24 protein-coding genes are annotated in these 22,076 nt (G+C 67.9%); 11 read left to right on the forward strand and 13 right to left on the reverse strand.

The annotated features are described in order from the left end of the window. Window positions 1-57 precede the first annotated feature (57 nt). Window positions 58-1,068, reverse strand: coding sequence for a helix-turn-helix transcriptional regulator (locus tag F3087_RS13705; protein WP_150402292.1), 1,011 nt, complete (start codon window positions 1,066-1,068; stop codon window positions 58-60). 53 nt (window positions 1,069-1,121) lie between these two features. Here F3087_RS13705 and F3087_RS13710 point away from each other — a divergent pair, with 53 nt between their 5' ends. After that, window positions 1,122-1,808, forward strand: a complete 687-nt coding sequence (locus F3087_RS13710; protein WP_223885057.1) for a TIGR03086 family metal-binding protein — start codon at window positions 1,122-1,124, stop codon at window positions 1,806-1,808. A 73-nt stretch (window positions 1,809-1,881) separates the two neighbouring features. On the opposite strand, the gene F3087_RS13715 is transcribed toward F3087_RS13710, so the two are convergent. From F3087_RS13715 to F3087_RS13740, 6 genes are all read right to left on the reverse strand, one after another. Then, window positions 1,882-2,856, reverse strand: coding sequence for a glycine betaine ABC transporter substrate-binding protein (locus F3087_RS13715; protein WP_150402293.1), 975 nt, complete (start codon window positions 2,854-2,856; stop codon window positions 1,882-1,884). Then, the gene (locus F3087_RS13720) at window positions 2,853-3,635 is read right to left on the reverse strand and encodes an ABC transporter permease (protein ID WP_150402294.1); all 783 of its coding nucleotides are present in this window, start codon (window positions 3,633-3,635) and stop codon (window positions 2,853-2,855) included. The genes F3087_RS13715 and F3087_RS13720 overlap by 4 nt, the downstream gene beginning before the upstream one ends. Beyond that, entirely contained in the window at window positions 3,632-4,831 is a 1,200-nt protein-coding gene (locus F3087_RS13725; protein WP_150402295.1) for an ABC transporter ATP-binding protein, read from the reverse strand. The genes F3087_RS13720 and F3087_RS13725 overlap by 4 nt, the downstream gene beginning before the upstream one ends. Then, the gene (locus tag F3087_RS13730; RefSeq protein ID WP_150402296.1) at window positions 4,824-5,474 is read right to left on the reverse strand and encodes an ABC transporter permease; all 651 of its coding nucleotides are present in this window, start codon (window positions 5,472-5,474) and stop codon (window positions 4,824-4,826) included. The genes F3087_RS13725 and F3087_RS13730 overlap by 8 nt, the downstream gene beginning before the upstream one ends. A 105-nt stretch (window positions 5,475-5,579) precedes the next feature. Beyond that, entirely contained in the window at window positions 5,580-5,972 is a 393-nt protein-coding gene (locus F3087_RS13735) for a type II toxin-antitoxin system VapC family toxin (protein ID WP_150402297.1), read from the reverse strand. Further along, the gene (locus F3087_RS13740) at window positions 5,969-6,220 is read right to left on the reverse strand and encodes a type II toxin-antitoxin system VapB family antitoxin (protein WP_150402298.1); all 252 of its coding nucleotides are present in this window, start codon (window positions 6,218-6,220) and stop codon (window positions 5,969-5,971) included. Before F3087_RS13740 ends, F3087_RS13735 begins: the two co-directional genes overlap by 4 nt. A gap of 234 nt (window positions 6,221-6,454) precedes the next feature. On the opposite strand from F3087_RS13740, the gene F3087_RS13745 reads away from it, so the two are divergent. The 3 genes from F3087_RS13745 to F3087_RS13755 all read left to right on the forward strand — a co-directional run bounded on the left by F3087_RS13745 (window position 6,455) and on the right by F3087_RS13755 (window position 9,307). Then, entirely contained in the window at window positions 6,455-7,030 is a 576-nt protein-coding gene (locus tag F3087_RS13745) for a CHAP domain-containing protein (RefSeq protein ID WP_223885058.1), read from the forward strand. A gap of 233 nt (window positions 7,031-7,263) precedes the next feature. Continuing rightward, complete coding sequence (locus F3087_RS13750) at window positions 7,264-8,391, forward strand: hypothetical protein (protein WP_150402300.1); 1,128 nt, start codon at window positions 7,264-7,266, stop codon at window positions 8,389-8,391. A 208-nt stretch (window positions 8,392-8,599) separates the two neighbouring features. Next, on the forward strand, window positions 8,600-9,307 hold the full coding sequence (locus tag F3087_RS13755) for a DUF1906 domain-containing protein (RefSeq protein WP_150402301.1): 708 nt from the start codon (window positions 8,600-8,602) through the stop codon (window positions 9,305-9,307). A 4-nt stretch (window positions 9,308-9,311) separates the two neighbouring features. On the opposite strand, the gene F3087_RS13760 is transcribed toward F3087_RS13755, so the two are convergent. Continuing rightward, window positions 9,312-9,671, reverse strand: coding sequence for a hypothetical protein (locus F3087_RS13760; protein ID WP_150402302.1), 360 nt, complete (start codon window positions 9,669-9,671; stop codon window positions 9,312-9,314). Between the two features lie 121 nt (window positions 9,672-9,792). Then, on the reverse strand, window positions 9,793-10,581 hold the full coding sequence (locus F3087_RS13765) for an Rv1157c family protein (RefSeq protein ID WP_150402303.1): 789 nt from the start codon (window positions 10,579-10,581) through the stop codon (window positions 9,793-9,795). A 299-nt stretch (window positions 10,582-10,880) separates the two neighbouring features. Between F3087_RS13765 and F3087_RS13770 the strand changes: the two genes are divergently transcribed. After that, window positions 10,881-12,149: a mannosyltransferase gene (locus F3087_RS13770; protein ID WP_150402304.1), complete on the forward strand. Its 1,269-nt coding sequence runs from the start codon at window positions 10,881-10,883 to the stop codon at window positions 12,147-12,149. 6 nt (window positions 12,150-12,155) lie between these two features. On the opposite strand, the gene F3087_RS13775 is transcribed toward F3087_RS13770, so the two are convergent. Both F3087_RS13775 and F3087_RS45930 read right to left on the reverse strand, forming a co-directional pair. After that, window positions 12,156-12,452 carry a 4a-hydroxytetrahydrobiopterin dehydratase gene (locus F3087_RS13775; RefSeq protein WP_150402305.1) on the reverse strand — a complete coding sequence of 99 codons (297 nt, stop codon included), beginning with the start codon at window positions 12,450-12,452 and terminating at the stop codon, window positions 12,156-12,158. Between the two features lie 96 nt (window positions 12,453-12,548). Further along, window positions 12,549-12,725, reverse strand: a complete 177-nt coding sequence (locus tag F3087_RS45930) for a hypothetical protein (RefSeq protein ID WP_191093947.1) — start codon at window positions 12,723-12,725, stop codon at window positions 12,549-12,551. Window positions 12,726-12,878: 153 nt separating this feature from the next. Here F3087_RS45930 and typA point away from each other — a divergent pair, with 153 nt between their 5' ends. From typA to F3087_RS13800, 6 genes are all read left to right on the forward strand, one after another. Next, window positions 12,879-14,777 carry a translational GTPase TypA gene (gene typA, locus F3087_RS13780; protein ID WP_150402306.1) on the forward strand — a complete coding sequence of 633 codons (1,899 nt, stop codon included), beginning with the start codon at window positions 12,879-12,881 and terminating at the stop codon, window positions 14,775-14,777. Between the two features lie 12 nt (window positions 14,778-14,789). After that, window positions 14,790-16,574 carry an ABC transporter family substrate-binding protein gene (locus tag F3087_RS13785; protein WP_375922543.1) on the forward strand — a complete coding sequence of 595 codons (1,785 nt, stop codon included), beginning with the start codon at window positions 14,790-14,792 and terminating at the stop codon, window positions 16,572-16,574. Beyond that, entirely contained in the window at window positions 16,571-17,449 is an 879-nt protein-coding gene (gene mshB / locus F3087_RS13790) for an N-acetyl-1-D-myo-inositol-2-amino-2-deoxy-alpha-D-glucopyranoside deacetylase (protein WP_150402847.1), read from the forward strand. The genes F3087_RS13785 and mshB overlap by 4 nt, the downstream gene beginning before the upstream one ends. 176 nt (window positions 17,450-17,625) lie before the next feature. Continuing rightward, complete coding sequence (locus F3087_RS13795) at window positions 17,626-19,095, forward strand: amino acid permease (protein ID WP_150402848.1); 1,470 nt, start codon at window positions 17,626-17,628, stop codon at window positions 19,093-19,095. A 45-nt stretch (window positions 19,096-19,140) separates the two neighbouring features. Beyond that, window positions 19,141-19,299: a hypothetical protein gene (locus tag F3087_RS45935; protein ID WP_191093948.1), complete on the forward strand. Its 159-nt coding sequence runs from the start codon at window positions 19,141-19,143 to the stop codon at window positions 19,297-19,299. Then, window positions 19,296-19,736, forward strand: coding sequence for a hypothetical protein (locus F3087_RS13800; protein ID WP_223885060.1), 441 nt, complete (start codon window positions 19,296-19,298; stop codon window positions 19,734-19,736). Before F3087_RS45935 ends, F3087_RS13800 begins: the two co-directional genes overlap by 4 nt. Here F3087_RS13800 and F3087_RS13805 read toward each other — a convergent pair. Next, window positions 19,733-21,229: a PH domain-containing protein gene (locus F3087_RS13805; RefSeq protein ID WP_396897562.1), complete on the reverse strand. Its 1,497-nt coding sequence runs from the start codon at window positions 21,227-21,229 to the stop codon at window positions 19,733-19,735. The genes F3087_RS13800 and F3087_RS13805 overlap by 4 nt on opposite strands. A gap of 59 nt (window positions 21,230-21,288) precedes the next feature. Next, window positions 21,289-21,786 (reverse strand): PH domain-containing protein, encoded by a 498-nt coding sequence (locus tag F3087_RS13810; protein ID WP_150402308.1) that lies wholly within the window; start codon window positions 21,784-21,786, stop codon window positions 21,289-21,291. Window positions 21,787-22,076: the final 290 nt, after the last annotated feature.

Consider the following 22,076-nt stretch of genomic DNA (forward strand, 5'->3'; position numbering starts at 1 on the left):
CAAGGGAGAACCGGTGTCGGCCGCCTCTCGCGATATTTCGGCGTCAGCTCCTTGCGGTCACTCGTCCAGGTTTCGGTGAGGTGTTGTGGCGCTGGTGTTTTCGGGCGGGACGGCGTTCGTGTAGCGGCGGGCGAGGGTGCGAATGTGGTCGACCAGTTCTGGTGGGTCGTCCACCCGGAAGTCCATCATCAGCATGCTCAGATAGATGGCGAGGGTTTCCAGGGCATCGGCGCCGGTGATCAGGACGCAGCTGTCGGCATCGACGGCCTCGACTACGCCGACCGCGGGATTGATTCTGGCGATGACGGTTTCGGCGGGAGCCAGGACGGTGACCCGGGCGTGCACCTTCCAGCCGGTGCTGGCGATGTGGCGCATGACGAAGGCGACCAGGTCGTCGTCGGGCAGCGCGCGGGCGGCGAAACGGCGAGTTCCCGGGGCGGCCTGCTGGATTCGGGCGACGGGAATCGCACTCCAGGAATGGGTTTCGAGGTGGTAGGCGACCAGATACCAGCGGCGCTGCCAATTGATGAGGCGATACGGCTCGACTTCCTCGCTGCGTTCCTGCTCCGGCTGTTCGATCAGCACGGTGGCGGCGTCGCGGATGGCGCCGGCGAGCGTGGTCAGGATCGCGGCGGGGACCGGGGCGTCGGGCTCGCGCGAGCCGGTGGTGGCGGGGCCGATGGCGGTGGCCTCGCGCAGGGCGGTCACCTTGCGCTGCAAGCGTTTCGGCAGGATCTGGTCGAGCTTGGCCAGGGCGCGGGTGACGTTGTCGGTGATGTCCGCGATGCCGGTCGCGCCGTCCTCGGCGAGTCCGACGGCCACCGCGACCGCCACGGCCTCGTCGTCGTCCAGGAGTAGCGGCGGCATGGTGGTGCCGCGACCCAGGCGATATCCGCCGATCGCACCGCGTTGCGCCTGCACGGGATAGCCGAGTTCGCGCAGCCGCTGGATGTCGTTGCGCAGGGTGCGGTCGGTGATCGACAGCCGGTCGGCGAGCTCGCGGCCGGTGTGCGCGCGATCTTGGAGCAGGGCCAGCAAACGCAGTACGCGAACTGTGGTCGGCGTCACATTTCACCTCTGATTTATTAGGAACGAAAATAGCCTAATGGACTCATAAGCTGATGTCAGAAGCAAGGAACACCCTCTCGAAAGGCCCGGACATGAACGTCACCACCACCTCCATCGCCACCCTCAACCCGGTGTGGCGCGACGTGCTCGCGCAGTCCTACCGCGCCCTGGCAAACGTGGTCGCCGGGGTCGGCGACGACCAGTGGCAGCTGCCGACGCCGTGCTCGGAGTGGACGGTGACGCAGGTGGTCCAGCACGCCGCCGGCGATCAGCTCGCCTACGCCGCGGTGCTGGGGATCGGCACCGGCCCCGACTACAACCCCTTCGCCCCCTCCGGCGCCATCGACGGCTCGCCGTCGGCGCTGGTCGAGGTGGCGATCGAGCAGACCGCCGCCGCGTGGGCGACCGTCGCCGACGACACCGAGAACGTGCCGACGCCGTTGCCGCACGGCGCCCTGCCGACCTCGGTCGCCGCGGTGATGTGCGCGCTGGATGCCGCTGTGCACGCCTGGGATATCGCGATCGGCACCGGTCAGGCCTCGCCGCTGACCGAAGAGCTCGCGGGATACCTGCTCACCGCCGCGCGCACCGGGCACCCCGCGCCCGGCAGCGGCCAGGAGGCGGAAATCGTCGAGCCGCTGCGGCAGTGGGGCGCGTACGCGGAGATCGTCGACGGTGCGCCCGGCGACAGCGCGGTGGCCGAACTGCTGCACTACCTCGGCCGGGTGCCGCGCGCCTGACGTGGCGCGGTGCGCGGCACTTGCCGCGCACCTTTGCTGCTCGGGGAGAACGCCTGGGGCGCAGTCGAAATCGTCAGCGCGCGGTGACGAAACCCTGGGCGACCATCCAGTCGCGGGCCACATCGGCGGGCTCGCGGCCCTCGACGTCGACCTGCCGGTTCAGCTCGGTGATGGCCTCGTTGGTGAGGCGCTGTGAGATCGGCGCGAGGACGGTGGCGACCTGGGGGTGGGCGTCGGCGAAGGACTTCCGCATCACCACTGCCGCATTGTATTTGGGAAAGAAGCGCTGATCGTCTTGCAGCAGAATGAGGTTCAGCGCGGGAATGCGACCGTCGGTCGCGGCCACGGAGCCGAACTTACATTGCTTGCCGTCGGCGGTCGCCTGATAGACCACGGCGTCCTGCACGATCTGTTTGCGGACCTTGCCGACATCGATGTTGTATTTGCGGGCCAGGCCGGGGTAGCCGTCTTGGCGCACATTGAATTCGGTACCGACACAGGTTGCCGCGGCGTCCGGATCCTTCGCGATCAGCGCGGCGTAGTCCGACAGCGTCCGCACACCGGTCTCCTGCGCGGTGGCCTGGCTCATCAACAGCGCGTAGGTGTTGTTCATCGGCGCCATGTCCGTCCACACCATGCCGTGTGCCGCGAGGTCGGCGTCGCGGACGGCATTGAACTGCTCCACCTCGTCCGGGATCGGGGTCTCTTTGCCCAGGTAGTTGATCCAGCCGGTACCGGTGTAGTCGTAGGCGACATCGATCTGACCGTGCAGCTGGGCGTCGCGCAGACTATTGGAGCCCTGGATGTTCGTCAGGTCGCGCACTTCTGCGCCGGCTGCCGACATGGCGAACTCGACGATATAGCCGAGGATGTTCTGTTCGGTGAAGTCCTTGGACCCCACGATGATTCGGACCCCGTCGAGTTCCGGAACCGCGACGATGCTGCCCGGCCCCACCCGAAGCGGCACCGCGCCACCGGATTCCAGGCCACAGGCCGCGACCAGCAGGACTCCAGCCGCCAGTGCCACCCCGCGCCAGCGCCGGTTCATTTGAGCCCCCTCGGCCCGAGAAACTGTTCGGCGAGTGCCCCGAGCCAGTCGACCAGCAGGGCGAGCGCGACCGCGAGAACCGCGCCGACCACCAGCGTGACGTTGTCCCGCAGCTTGTAGCCGGTGTCGATCAGGATGCCCAGACCGCCCGCACTCACCAGGAACGACAGCGTCGCGGTGCCGACCGCCAGCACCAGCGAGGTGCGCAGGCCGGCCAGGATGTAGGGCACCGCGAGCGGAAACTCGATGCGGCGCAACACCGTGACCGCCGACATGCCCTGGCCGCGGCCGGCGTCGGTGAGCGTCTGATCCACCTGCTGATAGCCGAGGATCGTGTTGCGCAGCACCGGAAGCAGCGAATAGAACGCGATCGGCGCGACGCCGATCCAGAAGCCGGTGGTGCGGGTGGCGAGATAGAACAGCACGATCAGGCCGATGGCGGGCGCGGCCGCGCCGATATTGGCGATGCCGACGAAAACCGGTGCCAGACGGCGATATCCGGGGCGGGTGAGCAGCGTGCCGAGCGGTACCGCGACGGCGATGACGATCAACACGACGGTCGCCGAGATCAGGATGTGCTGCCAGGTGACGGTGACGATGTTGCGGGTATTGAGGCTGGCCTGCTGGGTGGTGGTCAGGTCGCGGGCGAAGGCCCACACCAGCACGCCCGCGGTCAGGAGCAGCACGACCACCGGCTGGACGAACAGCCGGATGCGTTCGGCCCGGCGCTGGGCGGCGGGCGCCGAGGTCGCGGGCGGGGTGCCGGTGGCCGCCGTCACGGCGCGTCACCCGCCGCGGGACGGCCGGATCCGTGTTCGGCGCGCATCGCCGAGAGGTGAGCGACCAAGGTGTCGATGTTGATCAGCCCGACGTATTCGCCGCGCTTGCCGGTGATCACCGCGTTCGCCGTCTGATCCGCGAGCAGGGCCTCCAGCGCGTCTTGCAAGGTCGAGCGCAATGAGAGCGGCTCGCCGATCGGTGTTCCGGTGCCGCGCAACGAGTTCGCGTGCGCCAGATGTTCGGCCGAGACCCAGCGCAGCGGGCGGCGCTGCTTGTCGAGCACCAGCGCCCACGGCCAATCCTGCCCGGCCAGCGCGGTCCGCAGCACGTCGACCGGCTCGTCCTCGACGGCGGTCGGGCATTGCCCCATGTCGACATCGCTGACCCGGGTGAGTGTGAGCTGCTTGAGCGAGGCGTCCGCGCCGACGAAGCCGGCGACGGTGTCGTCGGCGGGATCGGCGAGGACCGCAGCGGGGGTGTCGTATTGCAGGATGCGGGACTGGTTGCCCAGCACCGCGATTCGGTCGCCGAGCTTGACCGCCTCGGTGAAGTCGTGCGTGACGAAGACGATGGTCTTGCCCAATTCGCCTTGCAGCCGTAGCAATTCGTCTTGCAGCAGGCCGCGGGTGATCGGGTCGACCGCGCCGAACGGTTCGTCCATCAGTAGCACCGGCGGGTCGGCGGCGAGCGCGCGGGCGACTCCGACGCGTTGCTGCTGGCCGCCGGAGAGCTGGCGCGGGTAGCGGTCGCGATAGGTATCGGGATCGAGGCCCACCAGATCGAGCATCTCGTCGGTGCGGGCGGCGATCTTTTTGCGGTCCCAGCCGAGCAGGCCGGGTACCGTCGCGACATTCTTGGCGACGGTCATGTGCGGGAACAGCCCGGCCTGCTGGATCGAATAGCCGATGCCGCGACGCAATTCGTCGGGATTCATCGACGCGGCGTCGCGGCCGCCGATGGTGATGGTGCCCGAGGTCGGCTCGATCAGCCGGTTGATCATCCGCATGGTGGTGGTCTTGCCGCAGCCGGAAGGCCCGACGAGCACCACGATCTCGCCGGCCGGGATGGTCATCGACACCGCGTCGACGGCCGGATCGCGCTGGCCCGGATAGCGTTTGGTGACCGCGTCGAGCACGATCTCCGCGCCGGACACCGCCGATTCGATGCCGCCGGAACGGGTTTCGGTGTCAGTCACGAATTCCCCTCGAGGTGGTGAGCCGTCCGACGAGGACGTAGATCCCGTCCAGTACGAGCGCGAGTACGACGATCAGCACCGTGCCGACCAGGGCCTGCGGCACCGCGTTCGGGCTGCCGAGGCGGGCCAGTCCGGAGAAGATGAGGTTGCCGAGCCCCGGGCCCTTGGCGTACGCGGCGATGGCGAGAATGCCCATGATCAACTGCGTGCTGACCCGGATGCCGGCCAGGATGGCGGGCCAGGCGAGGGGGAGTTCGATGGCGGTGAGCACGCGCAGGCGGTTCATACCGACGCCGCGGGCCGCGTCGGTCACCGCGGGATCCACCGAGGACAGGCCGATGATCGTGTTGCGCAGGATCGGCAGCAGCGCGTAGAGCACCAGCGCGGTGATGGTCGGGGCGACGCCGAGGCCGAGCACCGGAATCAGCAGGCCGAGCAGCGCGAACGACGGCACCGTGAGGATGGCGCTGGCGACGGCCGTCGAGATGGACGAGCCGATCGGGCTGCGGTGCACCAGGATTCCGATCAGCACCGCGACCACGGTCGCGATCAGCACCGACTGCAACACCGCCGACACATGCAGATAGGAGTCGATGAGCAGCTGATGTCGCCGGTGTACTACGAAAGTCCACAGCGTGTCCAGGGTCGTACCTCCCCGTCGCCCGGTGTCCTGGGAGGGTAGCGCGGATTCACTTCGCCCGGACGGTATTCCGGGCGGCGGCGCGCCGCCCGGAACCGAGCGCCGAGGTCAGACCGCGGATCTGATATCGGTGTGGACGAAGTCGTTGCCCTTGTAGAGCAGCGGCTTCTTTCTGACGGTGGCGAGTGCGTAAGCGAAGCAATCGCCGAGGTTGAGCTGTGCCTTGTGCCCGCTGCCCTTGCCGAAATCGCGGTACGCGGCGCGGGCTATCGCGGCCTGCTCGAGCGAGACAGGAACGAGCTCGATCCGCGCGGTTTCGACCAGCTGATCAGCACGACGGGCGAACACCGGGTTCGGATGCCGGTCGGCTTTGATCGCTACTTCGAAATGGTTGACGACCGACATCGCGAGGCTGTGGGTCGTGCCCAGAATCTCGGTGAACGAGTCGGATTCCGGCTCTTCGTTGAGGATTGCGAGCAGGGCGGACGCATCGACGATCACGCGGGCATCCCCTCATCGTCGTAGAGATCGTCCGTGGTCAACGGCAGTTGTCCGGATTCCTGCATGACCGCGTGGATATCCGCCACGATCAGCCGGAGATCGTTGAGCCGAGCGTGCTGCTCGGTGTCGAGTTCTTTCAACATGCGCTTCAGTGCCTCCTCGATGACGCTGGTCTGGGACATCCCCATCCGTTCCGCTGCCTCACGCGCCAAGGCGTGCACCTTCTCGTTTTTTATGTTCAAACCCATTGGTATCTACCCTTCTGGGATGAGGTGGTAGAACGGTACCTCGAGAGTGTCGGCGGGGAAAGTGATTTTTCGGCGGGAACCGTTCGACTTCTTCGTTCGTCCAATTCAGCAAGGGCCGAGACCGGCCGCGAGCACGACGAACGTGGGGGAAAGATGACGGAACAGCAGGTCAGGGGGTCGCATCGGGTGCGGTCACGCAATGCGGGGCCTCGGCATGGGCAAACTGGTCGGCGAGTGGGTCCGTGGCTCGTGATCGGGCTGGTGGTGATCGCGCTCGCGGGCGCCGGGGTAGTAGGAGTCCGTTGGTGGCAGGACCACTCGAATCCGGCGGCCATCGTCGGGGAACGCAGTACCGCCTTCCCGGCGATCGATAAGTCGGCCCTGGATCCGACGCAGGCCAAGATTGTCGCGGTGACCGCGCAGGAGTTTCGCAGTCCGGGCTCGGGTGGCAAGTACGCCGAAGGAGTGAGCGAACCGTGGTGTGCGGACTTCGTCAGCTGGGTGATGCGGGAGGCGGGTGTGCCGCTGGCGAACCCGAATTCGGGGTCGTGGCGGATCCCGGGCGTCTACACGTTGCAGGAGTACTACGCGAGTGCCGGGCGGTTCGCGCCGATCGGTGGGTATCAGCCGCGCACAGGTGACGTGCTGATGTACGACAGCACCAGTCCATTCGGCCAGCACACGAACATTGTGCTGAAATCCGGAGCGGGGACGGTGACGACCATCGGCGGCAACGAGTTCGGCGAGGTGAGTATCCACACGTTCGCGCTGGCCCAGGTGCCGGGAATCGTGGGATTCGGCCGCTTGTGAGCGAGATTGCCGGCGGCCTGCGGTAGCCGGTGCGGGCAGACGGCCGATGAGCGCGCGGGATAGCCCTACGATAGATAGTGACGGCGCCCGGCAGCGCTGTCGCCGATCCCCGCCCTGCCTCCCCCTCATCGGCAGGACGGGGATCTCGGGTTCAGACTCGTGCAAGTTCTGGGCAATGTCGGTCGCGTACCGTGTCCGTTGTCCATCGAGCGGTGAGGGTTCCGGAACATCTGATGCAGTCGACCGACGAACCGAGTAGCGATCCGGCCTGGATCGACTATGCCGATTTCGGCGAACGTTTCGTCACGCACGCGGTGACGAAGGACCGGATCGAGGCCGCGGTGTCCGGGATGACCGGTCGCGGCATGACCATCGGCCCGTTCTCCCTCGGCCCGGCCGGGCTCGCGGGATTCGTCGCCGAGGGCAAGGTCGGCACGCCGAAGGTGCTGCACAGCGGCCCGCACGTCACGTTCGACGTGACCGTGCCGGTGTCGCTGGCGCTGAAGGTGATGCTCGGCGGCAAGAAGCTGCGGCTGGAGGCCAGGGTCGAGATCGACCTGACCCTGCACGCGCGCACCGCCGATCCGTTGCTGATCGTCATCGATATCCCGCCGGTCACCCAGCGCGACGTCAGCTTCGTGCTGCGCGCCCAGGCGATGGACGCGGCGGGGGAGATGCTGCTCGACCCGATCGCGGGCCTGGTGCAACGCGAGGTCGCGTCGCGGGTGAACGCCATGCTCGCCGATCCGCAGGCCCGCCGCAGCCGGGTCTTCGATGTCGAGGCGATCGTGAGCGGCACCCGGTCGGAGCACCGGGAGCAGGCGGAGTTCGACTGGATCGGCTACGACGAGTTCGGGCACCGGTTCTTCTCCCGCATCGTGACCCGGGAGCGGGTGTTCGACGTGGTGGAGCGGATGGCGGGCCGGCCGATCGAGATCGGGCCGCTGAAGACCGGCCCGGGTAAGTCGGCGACGGTCACGGTGCGCGGAAGCGTCCGGGTGCCGCAACTGGACGACAAGACGGACACGCCACGGTCTTTCGACCTCACACTGCCGGTCAGCCTCGACATCACCGTGGACGTGCTCAAAGCCAATCGCTATCGCGCCGACGTGGAGGTGCCGTTGGTGCTGACCGCGCGCGCCGCCGATCCGTTGCTGGTCGTCATCGATGTGCCGCCGCCGGACCTCGACGACATCCGCCTGGAGTTCAAGGCGCACGGCGTGCGGGCGGCGACGCTCGGCGCGCTCGCTGGCATCAAGAAACAGGTGATCGCCCAGGTGGCGAGCGTCGTGCGCAAAGAACTGGCCAACAGTTCCGGCCGGACGATCGACGTCGCCGCCCGCATGAGCGGCGTGCGCTAGCCACCACCAGCCAGAGCTCGCCCCGGACACCCGCGCGCGCACCAGTGTGACCAATGTGAACGGGTGTGTCCCGTGGGTCTAGCGGTTCCCATGTGAATATGGTGAAATAAGTACACGTTCGAGGCTCCCGGCGCGTGCCTATGTGTTTGGGGAAGGTGCGCCGGGCACGCTGCCATCCATGGTCGGGGTTGCGCGAAGGAGTCCTGCGATGCGTTCCAAGTCTGTATCCCGGCGTGAGCTATTCGGGTATGCCGCAGCGGCAGCCGCGATCGGCCTGACCGTTTCCGCGAAGCCCGCTTCCGCCGGCTCGTTCGGCACCCTGATCGATTACGCGGGTGGCGTGCCCTCGGCCGAGTCCATCAGGGACGCAGGCCATCTCGGCGTGATCCGGTACGTCTCGGACCGTCGCCCGGGCGCGGAATGGATGGCGGGCAAACCGCTGCGCGCCAATGAGGTCGACGAGCTGCACGCGGCGAACCTGGACATCGTGTCCTGCTACCAGTTCGGCAAGGGGCCGACGGCAGACTGGCGCGGCGGCTTGGAGGCGGGCAAGAAGCACGCCCAGCGCGGCCTTGACCTGCACCTAGCCGCGGGCGGTCCGGACGACGTGCCGATCTACGCGGCCATCGACGACAACCCGACCGCCGTCGAATTCGCCACCATGATCGCGCCCTATCTCCTCGGCTGGCAGTCGGTGCTCGGCAAGGAGAACACCGGCATGTACGCCAACGCGCCCACCATCGAACTGGCCCGCGCCGCCGGCCTGTGTTCCTGGTACTGGCAGCACAATTGGGGCTCCAACGGAGTCGTGCACCCGGCCGCGCACCTGCATCAGTTCGAGATCGACAAGCGCTCGCTCGACGGCATCGGCATCGACCTCAACAACGCGCTCGCCGCCGACTACGGGCAGTGGTGACCCGCTAGGTCTGGCAGTGGCTCAGCGGGGCTTCGCGCAGATCGGGTTCCTCGTCCGGCACCACCCGTAGCGTCGGGCGGGAGTCCGGCGCCTCGTGATCGCCGAGCCAGGAGAACAGCGACCAGCGGGACAGTCCGGAGAACGCCGAACCGAGGCTGGTGAACGAGAACGAGGAGATGGCCGACCCGAACGAGCCGACCGACCCGATCGACAACACCGAGCCGACGCTGCCGATCGACAGGATCGAGTAGGCCGACCCGATGGACAGAATCGAGCCCTCGGACCGGATGGACAGTATCGATCGATGCGAGCGCCTGCTCCGGATGGAGCGGCCGGGCCGTATCGAATGTTCGATCGTCGCCATAGTTAGCGGTCTACCACAATCGGCACCCCGGGTAGGGGTCATCGCAGCGATTCTCCGTAGTGGTGTCGTAAAAACGCAATGGCGGCGACCCCGAAGAGTCGCCGCCATTGTGCGTCGGAACTTATGCGACGGTGAAGAATCCCAGCGTCGGCAGGAACGAGCAGGTCCGCGGGTCGGCGTCGTCGGCCTTGGTGGTCAGCGAGCCGGAGATGACCGCGACGACGCGGCCGGCGCCGGTGTCGGCGATCGCGGACAGGGTGGCCGGGCCACCGGGGTTGATCTTGGCCTCGTCGGTCAGCGGCAGCAGGCCGGACTGCCGGGTGTCCAGGTTCATCCACTGCACGGTCATCGGCGGATTCTGTTCCACCGTCGGCGCTTTGGTGCCGAGCGCGGTGAAGACGAACCCGGCCTGACCGGCCTTCGGTCCCGGCGGCGGCAGCTGGGCCGGGCCGGCGACGGCGAGCGCGGTGCCGATCGAGTCGGCGGTCGGGCCGATGCAGCCCTTGCCGATGGTCGGGTAGAGGAACTGGGCGATGACCGGGCCCTCCTGCGGCAGCTCGGGGCCACCGCCACCGCTGCCGTCGAGGAAGGTGATGATCCGTTCCAGCGTCGACTTGATCTGCGGCGGGAGGGCCAGCGTCGCAAGCAGTTTGCGGGCCTGATCGAGGATGGCCGACTGCGGGCCTGCCGCGATATCGGCGGGGCCGGCGATCGAGCCGACGATGGCGGGGGCCAGGGCGGCGAGGGCGTCGATCGGGACACCCTCCGGGACCATGGGCACGGAGTTCGGGGTCGCCGCAGGCGCGGGCGCGGGCGCCGCGACAGCTGTCGTCATCGGCGCGGCAAGCGTGGCACTCGCCGCGATGGCGAGCGCGGACAATGCAATCCGCGATCCTCGGGTGCGAAGCACTGGTCTAGCCGTCCTTACCTCGGGTACATCTGGGGCCGATGCTGAAAAGCCATCGTTTCGGGGGTCACTCTAGGGACATCGCGGCTATGTGTACAGCTGCGTCGCCCTACAGGTGCTGCGGACGATCAGTGTTATCAGACGGTAGCGCGCTACTGGTGTTACTGGTGTGAAAGGTGATGCAAATGTTATCAGTGATTCGGAAGGGATCTGGTGATACGAGGGCGCGGCGATCGGGATCGGCGCTGCGGTTAATCTAGTCCCAGCCATCCATTCTTGTCGCCGAACACCCGCATCGCCGGGTGCCGGGCCGACCTACCGCACCCGAGTCGAAAGCCTGCGATTTGAACCGTCAACTCCGATGGGCTGTCTCGGCACTCGGTCTGTCCGTGCTGGCACGGCTGCTCTGGATGTTCTTGAACAAGAACGGGATCAACGTCGTCGACCTCCACGTCTACGTGGACGGGTCGGCGTCGCTGCTGACCGACAAGCTCTACGACTTCACCTACGCGGAGAAGACGCCGGACTTCCCGCTGCCGTTCACCTATCCACCGTTCGCCGCGCTGGTCTTCTTCCCGCTGCACTATCTGCCGTTCACCGCCGTCGCGGTCGGCTGGCTGCTGGCCACCGTCGCCGCGCTCTATGTGGTCGTGCGCATCGCGCTGGAGCTGATCCTCGGCACGGAGCGGGCGAGCGAGCCCGGCTGGCAGGCCGCGACGGTCGGCTGGACCGCGCTGGGCATGTGGATGGAACCGGTGCGCACCACGATCGACTACGGCCAGGTCAATGTGTTCCTGGTGCTCGGCGCGATGATCGCGGTGCGCAGCTCGCGCTGGTGGTTGTCCGGCGGACTGATCGGCGTCATCGCGGGGATCAAGCTGACCCCGGCGATAAGCGGTCTGTACTTCGTCGCCCAGCGGCGCTGGCTGGCGGTGGTCTGGTCGGCGGTGGTGTTCGGCGCGACGGTCGGGATCAGCTTCCTGATCGCCCCGCACGAGGCGCGGCGCTACTTCGGCACGCTGCTCGGCGACGCCGACCGGATCGGCCCGGTCGGCTCGGTGTGGAACCAGTCGCTGCGCGGCACGCTGAGCCGCATCCTCGGCTACGACGTGCAGTCCGGACCGTGGTGGATGGCCGGCGTGCTGGTGGTGGCGGTGCTGGCGTTCTTCGCCTGGCGGGTGCTCGGGCCGGACGACCGGATGGGCACGCTGATCATGGTGCAGCTGTTCGGGCTGCTGGTCTCGCCGATCTCCTGGTCGCATCACTGGGTCTGGCTGCTGCCGATGGTGCTGTGGCTGCTCTACGGACCGCTGCGGCGGGCCCCGGGAGCCAAGCTCATCGCGGGCTATTGGCTGGTGAACACGCTGATCGGGGTGCCGTGGGTGCTCTCGTTCTTCCAGGATTCGATCTGGACGATTCCGCGGCCCGCCGTGCTGGCCTGGCTCGGCGCGGTGGACGTGCTCGGCACGCTGGTGTTCTTCGCCTGGGTGATCCGGGTCGGCCGGCGGGCGAAGCCGGACCCGGAAGGGGCGGCGCACGTGGCCGCCGAAGGCCAGGCGCGCGCCGCCTGAACCGGGTCAGCCGAGCTGTGCGGCCAGGTGATCGATCTTGCGCGCCAACTCGACGTCCAGCGCGGTGAGACCGCCGGAATCATGGGTGGACAGCGCGAAGGAGACCTTGCGCCAGCGGATATCGATGTCGGGATGATGATTGGCGGCCTCGGCCGCCTCGGCGACCTGGCGGACCAGCTCGATGCCCGCGAGGAAGGTGGGCGCCTGGACGGTGCGGGTCAGCACATCGCCGTCCCTGGTCCAGTCCGGCAGTTCGGTCAGTGACTGTTCGAGTTCGGTTTCGGTCAGCAGCGGGGCGCTCATAACCCGGTTCTACACCTGTGCCGAGAGTGATGTCCGTCATTGCCGGAACGTTCGAGCGCAGCCGGGTGCGAGACCCGTCGGGAGGGGACGAAAAGGTCAGGCGGCGCGGGCTTGCTTGAGCGCCTTTTTCAGGTCCTTGCCGCAGATGCCTGCGGCTTCGCACTTCTTCATACGCATAATGACCACAGGGCATTTCACGCAGCGCGTCTTTTTCCGACAGCACTTCTTCTTGGGTTTCAGACGCGAAACCTGCTTAGCCTTGACCTTGCCCATGTCGGTTAGCATACCCTTAGTTACGTGCCTGGCGCGGAGGGGTGACCCGAACGCAGGTAGGGTGTATATGGCCGCAATGCCCGGTGAGTTTCGATTCTCCACCTGTTTGCAGGGGTCGGCCGGTACCTACACCTAACAGCAGGAGGATTCAGCGTGTCGTCTGCGCGCGATTTTCGCAACGTCGCCATCGTGGCGCACGTCGACCACGGTAAGACGACGCTGGTCGACGCCATGCTCCGGCAATCCGGCGCGTTCGCCGAGCGAGCCGAGCTCGTCGACCGGGTGATGGACTCCGGTGACCTGGAGCGCGAGAAGGGCATCACCATTCTCGCGAAGAACACCGCGGTGCACAGGCACCACGCGGATGGTTCCGTCACCGTCATCAACGTGATCGACACCCCCGGCCACGCCGACTTCGGTGGTGAGGTCGAGCGCGGCCTGTCCATGGTCGACGGCGTCGTGCTGCTGGTCGACGCCTCCGAGGGCCCGCTGCCGCAGACCCGGTTCGTGCTGCGTAAGGCACTCGCCGCGTCGCTGCCGGTGATCCTGGTGGTCAACAAGACCGACCGGCCGGACGCCCGGATCGAGGAGGTCGTCGAGGAGAGCCACGACCTGCTGCTCGACCTGGCCTCCGATCTGGACGACTCCGCCGCCGAGGCCGCCGAGCTCGCGCTCGACCTGCCGGTGCTCTACGCCTCCGGGCGCGCGGGCAAGGCGTCCATGGAGCGTCCGGAGAACGGGCACGAGCCCGACGCGGAGAACCTGGACGCGCTGTTCGACGTGCTGCTCAACAACATCCCGGCGCCCAAGGGCGATCCGGCCGGACCGCTGCAGGCGCACGTCACCAACCTCGACGCGTCCGCGTTCCTCGGCCGCCTCGCGCTGGTCCGCATCTACAGCGGCGAGCTGCGCAAGGGCGCGAACGTCGCGTGGATGCACGGCGACGGCGTCAAGCAGGTCAAGATCACCGAGCTGCTGCAGACCATCGGCGTCGAGCGCCAGCCGGGCGAGGTCGCCGTGGCCGGTGACATCGTCGCCATCGCGGGCATTCCGGAGATCATGATCGGCGACACCCTCGCCGACCTGGAGAACCCGGTCGCGCTGCCGCGGATCAGCGTCGACGAGCCGGCCATCTCGGTGACCATCGGCACCAACACCTCGCCGCTGGTCGGCCGGGTGCAGGGACACAAGCTCACCGCGCGCATGGTGAAGTCGCGCCTCGATCAGGAACTGGTCGGCAACGTGTCGCTGCGCGTGCTCGACATCGGCCGCCCGGACGCCTGGGAGGTGCAGGGCCGTGGTGAGCTCGCGCTGGCCATCCTGGTCGAGCAGATGCGCCGCGAAGGCTTCGAGCTGACCGTCGGCAAGCCGCAGGTGGTGACCAAGCTGGTCGACGGCAAGGTGCACGAGCCCTACGAAGAGCTGACCGTCGACTGCCCCGACGAGTACCTCGGCGCGGTCACCCAGCTGCTGGCCGCCCGCAAGGGCAAGATGGTGCAGATGGCCAACCACAGCGCGGGCTGGGTGCGGATGGAGTTCATCGTCCCCTCGCGCGGCCTGATCGGTTTCCGCACCGACTTCCTCACCGACACCCGCGGCACCGGCATCGCCAACGCGGTCTCGCACGGTTACGCGCCGTGGGCCGGCGAGATCCGGGCCCGGCACACCGGCGCGCTGGTCTCCGACCGCGCGGGCTCGGTGACCCCGTTCGCGATGATCCAGCTCGCCGATCGCGGCCAGTTCTTCGTCGAACCGGGCGCGGACACCTACGAGGGCATGGTCGTCGGCATCAATCCGCGCGCCGAGGATCTCGACATCAACGTGACCCGCGAGAAGAAGCTGACCAACATGCGCAGCGCGACCGCGGATGTGTTCGAGACGCTGGCCAAGCCGTTGCAGCTGGATCTGGAAGCCGCGATGGAGTTCTGTGCCGACGACGAGTGCGTCGAGGTGACACCGGAGGTGGTCCGGGTGCGCAAGGTGATCCTGGGCGCGACCGAGCGTGGCCGCGAACTGTCGCGTCGGAAGGCTCGGGACCGGGCCGCGCTGTAAGTCGCGGGTAGAGTGCGCAGCGTGAGCACGGGGGCAAGGAATCGCGCCACGTGGCGCGCACTGTTGATCATCGTGACCGCGTCGTTGACGGTGTTCGCCGGTTGCACGGCGAACCCGCCACCGCCGATCGAGACGACGGACAGTCCGAAGACGACGCAGGCGAAGCCGGGCAAGAGCACGGTGGTCGTCGCGATCGACACGATCGGGATCGGGTTCAATCCGCACCTGCGTTCGGATCAGTCGCCGGCCTCGGCAGCATTGAGTTCGATGGTGCTGCCGAGCCCGTTCCGGCCGGTGCCGAGTCAGGTGGCGCCGGGCGTCACGGACTGGGTGCCGGACACGTCGTTGCTCGCCTCGGCCGAGGTCAGCGCGCAGGATCCGTTCACCATCACCTACACGCTGCGCAACGAGGCGAACTGGTCCGACGGTGCGCCGATCGCCGCCGAGGACTTCCAATTCCTCTGGCAGCAGATGATTTCCCAGCCCGGCGTGATCGACTCGGCGGGCTACCGGCTGATCACCGACATCGGCTCGGCCGACGGCGGCAAGCTGGTCACGGTGAAGATGCGCGAGCCGTATCCGGCGTGGCAGCAGCTGTTCACCAATCTGCTGCCCTCGCATCTGATGAAGGATTCGCCCGGCGGGTTCCAGGACGGCTGGGTGAAGAGCATCCGGGTGTCCGGCTCGCAGTTCGCGATCAAGAACGTCGATCCGCAGCGGGAAGAGGTCCTGCTGGAGCGCAACGCGCGCTTCTGGGGCACCCCGGCCGCGCCGGACGAGATCCTGCTGCGCCGCGGCGGCACGCCCGCGCAGCTGGCGGAGTCGTTGCGCACCAACGACGCACAGATGACGCTGGTGCACGGCGGCGTCGCCACGCAGGCGCAGCTGGCCGCGATTCCGTCGGTGCGCACCGCGATCATGCCGCAGTCGCGGGTGCTGCAACTCGCGCTCAACGCCAGGACCGGACCGGTGAGCGACATCCGGGTCCGCCGCGCGGTGCTCGCGCTGCTCGATCCGGCGCTGCTCGCCACGGTCGGCGCGCAGACCGGTGGCTGGGTGGAACCGGCTCGCGCACAGATACTTTCGCCGTCCGATCCCGGCTACGCGCCCACCTCGCCGCCGCGGCCGCCGGCCGAGGAATCGTTCGCGTTGCTCGCGGAGGCAGGCTACGGCCGCGCGCCGGAGCCGCCGCCGGTGAACTCGCCGACCTCGCCCGCGCCGACGCCGCGACCGGTCGCGAAAAACGGTAAATCCCTGTCGATCCGGATCGGCGCGGCCGAGGGCGACACCACCGCCATCTCGGTGGCCAATACCGCCGCCGACCAATTGCGCAGTGCCGGAATCGATGCCACGGTGCGCAGCATCTCCGCCGATCAGCTCTACGGGCGCGAGCTCGTCGAGGGCACGGTCGACGCGATCGTCGGCTGGGAGCGTGCGGGTTCGGATCCGGCCACCGTGCTCGCCTCCCGATACGGTTGCCCGCCACCGGAACCCGGCACCGGGGCCGCCGGTACGGCGCAGCAGAGTTCGGACCCGGCGCGCCGCGCGCCCGCCAACCTGTCCGGGGTGTGCGACCCCACCTTGCAACTGCCGATGGACGAGGCGTTGCGCGGCATCGAGACCGGCCGGGTGCTGGCCGAGGCCGAGCCGAAGCTGTGGGAGCTGGCCACGGTGCTGCCGATCGTGCAGGACAACGTGGTCGCCGCGGCCGGCCCGCGGGTGGACGGCGCGTCGCTCAGCGGCAGCATCCAGGTGGGCATCTTCGGCGACGCCGGCCAATGGCGAAAGATCCAATGACCGGCGGTCTGCTGCTGGTGCACGCGCACCCGGACGACGAAACCATCACCACCGGCGGCACGATCGCGCACTACCGGCGCCGCGGTGTGCCGGTGACCGTGGTGACCTGCACGCTCGGCGAGGAGGGCGAGGTGATCGGCGACGAGTGGGCCCAGCTCACCGCCGATCGCGCCGACCAACTCGGCGGCTACCGCATTCTCGAACTGACCCGGGCGTTGCAGGCCCTGGACGCCGCGCCGCCGCGGTTCCTCGGCGGCGCGGGCCACTGGCGCGACTCCGGCATGGCCGGCACCCCGGCGGCGGACAAGCCGGGCGTGTTCGTGAAGTCGGGCGACGCGGCCGTGCGCGCGCTGACCGAGGTGCTCCTGGAACTGCGGCCGCAGGTGGTGATCAGCTACGACCCGAACGGCGGCTACGGCCACCCCGATCACATTCGCGCCCACCAGATCACCACGGCCGCAGTGCATTCCGCGGCCGAGCAGGGCTGGGACACGCCGAAGTTCTACTGGACCGTCACCGACGCCGACATGCTGCGGCAGCACACGAGCGCGCTGGCCAAGCGCACCGTGGACGGGTTGCCCGGCGCGTTGCCACCAGGCTGGCGGTTGCCCGCCGAGGGCGAACTGGCGAGCGTGCCGAGCCGCACCGTGACCACCACCATCGACGTGTCCGACGCGCTCGCGGCAAAGCGGGCCGCGCTGCGGGCACACGCCACGCAGGTCACGCTGGCGCCGTCCGGCCGCGAATTCGCCCTGTCCAACAATGTTGCTCAGCCGGTACTGCCGGCCGAGTGCTACGCCCTGGTGCGCGGTCGACGCGGACCGGTCGGTACGGACGGCCGTGAACATGATCTGTTCGCCGGCCTCGAACAGTGAACTTCTAGCGCGGCTGCGGCTGGCCTTCCGCACTTCCTTCCAGATTTCGGCGTAATCTTCGAATGTGCCCTGAGCTGCGAATATTCGTAGCTTGAGGGTTGCTGTTACCTCGAAATTTTTCGCCGGGTACCGTTCCCGTGATCTCGAATTCATCGATGTGGAGGGCGAAGCGGTTCATGACGGCGGTCGGCGACAAGGCTCACCTCAGCCTCGAGGACGAGGGTTACCACAAGAGTCTCAAACCGCGGCAGCTGCAGATGATCGCCATCGGTGGCGCCATCGGCACAGGGCTGTTCCTCGGTGCGGGCGGCAGGCTCGCCAACGCGGGACCGGGACTGTTCCTGGTCTACGGCGTCTGCGGATTCTTCGCGTTCCTGATCCTGCGCGCGCTCGGCGAACTCGTGCTGCACCGGCCGTCCTCCGGGTCGTTCGTGTCCTATGCGCGTGAGTTCTTCGGCGAGAAGGCCGCGTTCGTGGCCGGCTGGATGTACTTCCTCAACTGGTCCATGACCGGCATCGCCGACACCACCGCGATCGCCCAGTACTTCCACTACTGGTCCGGGTTCAGCAGCATCCCGCAGTGGCTGCTCGCGCTGATCGCGCTGATCCTGGTGCTCAGCATCAACCTGATCTCGGTGAAGTGGTTCGGCGAGATGGAGTTCTGGGCCGCGCTGGTCAAGGTGTTCGCGCTGAGCGCGTTCCTGATCGTCGGCACGATCTTCTTGATCGGCCGATTCACCGTGCAGGGCAACCCGACCGGGCCGAGCGTGATCGCGGACAGCGGCGGGCTGTTCCCGACCGGTGTGCTGCCGCTGGTCGTCGTCGTCTCCGGCGTCGTGTTCGCCTACGCGGCGGTCGAATTGGTCGGCACGGCGGCGGGCGAGACGGAGAACCCGGCCAAGATCATGCCGCGCGCGATCAACTCGGTGATCGCCCGGATCGCGATCTTCTACGTCGGCTCGCTGGTGCTGCTCGGCCTGCTGCTGCCGTACACCGCGTACACCGCCAAGGAGAGCCCGTTCGTCACCTTCTTCACCATGCTCGGCGTGCCGGGCATCGGCAGCGTGATGAACCTGGTCGTGCTCACCGCCGCGTTCTCCAGCCTCAACGCCGGCCTGTACTCGACCGGGCGCATCCTGCGGTCCATGTCGATGAACGGCAGCGCGCCGAAGTTCACCGGCGTGATGGGGCGCAACGGCGTTCCCTACGGCGGCATCCTGTTGACCAGCCTGATCGCGCTGGTCGGCATCGCACTCAACGGTGTGGTGCCGGACCGGGCCTTCGAGATCGTGCTGAACCTGGCCTCGCTCGGCATCGTCGCCTCTTGGGCCACCATCGTGCTGTGCCAGTTGCAGCTGTGGCGGTGGAGCAAGCAGGGCAAGGCGGAGCGGCCGTCGTTCCGCATGTTCGGCGCGCCCTACACCGGGCTGCTCACGCTGGTGTTCCTGTTCTTCGTGGTGGTGCTGACCGGTTTCGACTATCCGGTGGGTACCTGGACCGTCGCCTCGCTGGTGCTGATCATCCCGATGCTGATCGTCGGCTGGCTGGTGGCGCGCAAGCGGGTGCTGTCCATCGCCGAGGAGCGAATGGGCTACACCGGCGAGTTCCCGGTGGTGGCCAACATTCCGATCGACGGCGAGAAGTGATCATGCGGGGCACGGCCGCCGCGGCGCCGGAATAGACTCGCTCCCATGTACAACTGGTCGGTCCAGGACGCGATCGCCGCGTTCGTGGACAGCATGAAGCCGAACTGGCAGGCGCAACACGACCTGTATCTGACGGTGCTGTACGGGTTCGTCGATATGCAGAGTCACCTGTTGACCCTGCTCGGCTTCCCGCCGGTGCCGTGAGGACGGCGGTCGACGGTCAGCCGGGCGGTCGCGCGCCGGTGTCCTATCTGGAGTCGCCCGCCCCGGTCGCGCCCTGGTTGGCGCCGCTCATCCTGGTGGTGCTGGTGATCGACGCGTTCATCACGCTGGCGCTGGAGGTGCTGTACCTGCCGACCTATTTCGGCAGCACCGCGGTTCCGTTGTCGGGCGTGCTGGCGGGCGTGGTGAACATCCTGCTCGTGCTGGGTGCCCGCGCCGTCTCGACGCGGGTCGCGGCGATGTTCCTGCCGTTGGCCGCGTGGACCTTCGGGTTCCTCGTCTGCGCGAGCACCGGCCCCGGCGGCGACATCATGCTGGCCAGCGACTGGCGCACCGTGCTGCTGCTGTTCTGCGGACTGGTGCCACCGCTGATCTACATCTACATCCGGATCAATTCCGGGCTGTTCAGCCGGCGTTAGCGCTGGCCCAGTTGCCCCGGCGTCACCGAGTCGATGAGGGCCCAGGCTTCCTCGATCGGCAGGTCGAGCACGTGATAGCGCTTCTTGCCCGCGGCGGCGGCCGCGACGACGGTGGCGACGCCGGCCCGGCGCTGGAAGAACGATTGCCGGACGGTCCAGCCGATCACGCCGGGCGCCTCCAGACAGTCCCGGTCCCGGCCCAGTGAGCCGGACCGGGCGATCAACCAGGCTGGGCTGGTAGGGGTTTCGGGTAGCACGGTGTGGCCGAGGCCGCGATACCGGTCTTCGGCCAACGCGATCGCGATCGGAACCAGCACCACCGGAAGCACATACCACCACGGCGAAAAGCCCGCGCCCGCAACCGAAAAGCCCAGCATGACGAGCGCGGCCACGGCGATCGGGGCCAGCGTTCGGGTGTACCGCCTGCGCCGCGCGATCGGCCCGTGCGGGATCAGCGGGGCGCTGCCGGGAGTCGGACCGGCCGGCGGGGCAATGGCCTTGTCCTGGAACTCATCCGGCGCGAGCAGATGGCTCAGCGTGTGCTCGATGGCGGTGCGCGGCGCCTGCGGAAGAATCTTCTGCCGCGGGCTCGCCCCGACCATGATGGCCTCCAGCTCGGCCGCCCCGGCCAGCCGCAGCAGCAGCGGCTCGTTCACCGTCGCGCCCCGGAATCGGGCCAGATCCAGGGTGATCTGCCGGGTGGTGAACAGGCCGTGGCGCAGGTGCAGCGTCCGCCCGTCGTCGATCACCCGCAGGCCGAAATACGTTGTCAGATAACGCGCACAGGCCGCGAGGCTGACGATGAGCACGATCACCACGAGCAACCCGGCGGTGCCGATCGCGATGAGCGCCGCGCCGCCGTTCTCCACCCGCTGCACCGCGTCCGAACGGAACAGCACCTGCCCGACGCCGTACTGGAACGCCAGGCCGACGATCGGCGCGATGATCGCGAAACCGGTCAACGACAGTGGCGCGTACCGAACCCAGCCCGGATTCCAATGCGCGATCTCGCGTCCGGGTTGCGCGTCTTTGGTTTCGGTGACCGCGGCATCGTCCGGAACAGGTTGTCCGGCAACGCCTTGCGGTGCCGCGCCGGTGTGCGCGAGCAACGCGGTACGCAGGTCGGGTACCAAACGCGCATCCAGCGCGTCCAATTTGAACTTCTCGCCCGAATCCGCTTGCTGCCCAGTGCCGATGGCCAGCACCGCGAGCCCGAGCAGCCGGTGCAGCAGGTCCGCCTCGATGTCCACCGACCGGATCCGCGACCGCGGCACCGCGAGCTTCTTGCGCTGCACCAGGCCGGTGCGCAGCTCGACATGGGTCGGCCCGACCCGATACGTGGTGGTGAACCAGCGGGTGAGCGCGAACCCGACGATCAAGGCCAGCGGGATGATGCTCCACACATGATTACCGCTGCTGGTGCCGAGGATCACCGACCCGATCAGCACCGGGATGAACTTCACCACCTCGGTGACCGGATGTACCAGCAGCATTCGCTTGTCCAGCCGCGACCACGGTTGATCGGTCTCCGGCGCGAGCGCCTCCACAGAACTCACGTCGCGTCGCCCCGATGCTGCGCCGCGATCCGGGTCAGCCGGGTGACCGTCTCCTCGGCCACCGGGAGATCGAGTTCGGAGATCTGCACCGCGCCGGCCGACGAGGCGGTGGTCACCGTCACCGTGGCCAGCCCGAGCAACCGCTCCAACGGCCCGCGTTCGGTATCCACCGTCTGCACCCGCGAGATCGGCGCCACCCGGCTCTCCTGGGTGAGCCAGCCGACCCTGGTGTATACGGCCTCCTCGGTCACCTCCCACCGATGCACCGCGTACCGCCACCACGGCACCACCCCGATATTCAGCCCGGCGAGTACCAGCGTCACCAGGAACACGCCCAGCTGCCACCCCCGGTTGCCGGAGTCGAGCACTGCCCACACGAGCTGCGCCGCGAACGGAACCACCCAGACCAGGACGGCCTGAATGGTCCACAAGAGTTTCGCCTTCGGACTGGGGCGCCAGGCCGGATCGGCCATGATCGTGCGCGGCTGCGACATGCTTGCCATGGTTCCATGAACTCCGCCCTCGGGGGCTGCCGATCGCGCGCGGCGCGGCGTACCCGGACCGGCACTGCCGGAATTCGCCCGGGCGCCGATGGAATTTCCCCGCGGCTCGCGCAGTTGTCAACGCTCACATGGTGCCTCGCTGTCCCAGGGCTCCGTGGTGAGCGGCGCGTCCCGCGCCCGGTGGGTTCCGGTCGCTACGCTCACTCATCAGCATCGGAAGGAGACAGGTCCGGATGGTTAGCGCATGATCGAAGCTGTGACTGAGCGTAGCGAAGGAACCA

Origin of the sequence: Nocardia colli (genome assembly GCF_008704205.1) — a bacterium.
Classification (GTDB): domain Bacteria; phylum Actinomycetota; class Actinomycetes; order Mycobacteriales; family Mycobacteriaceae; genus Nocardia; species Nocardia colli.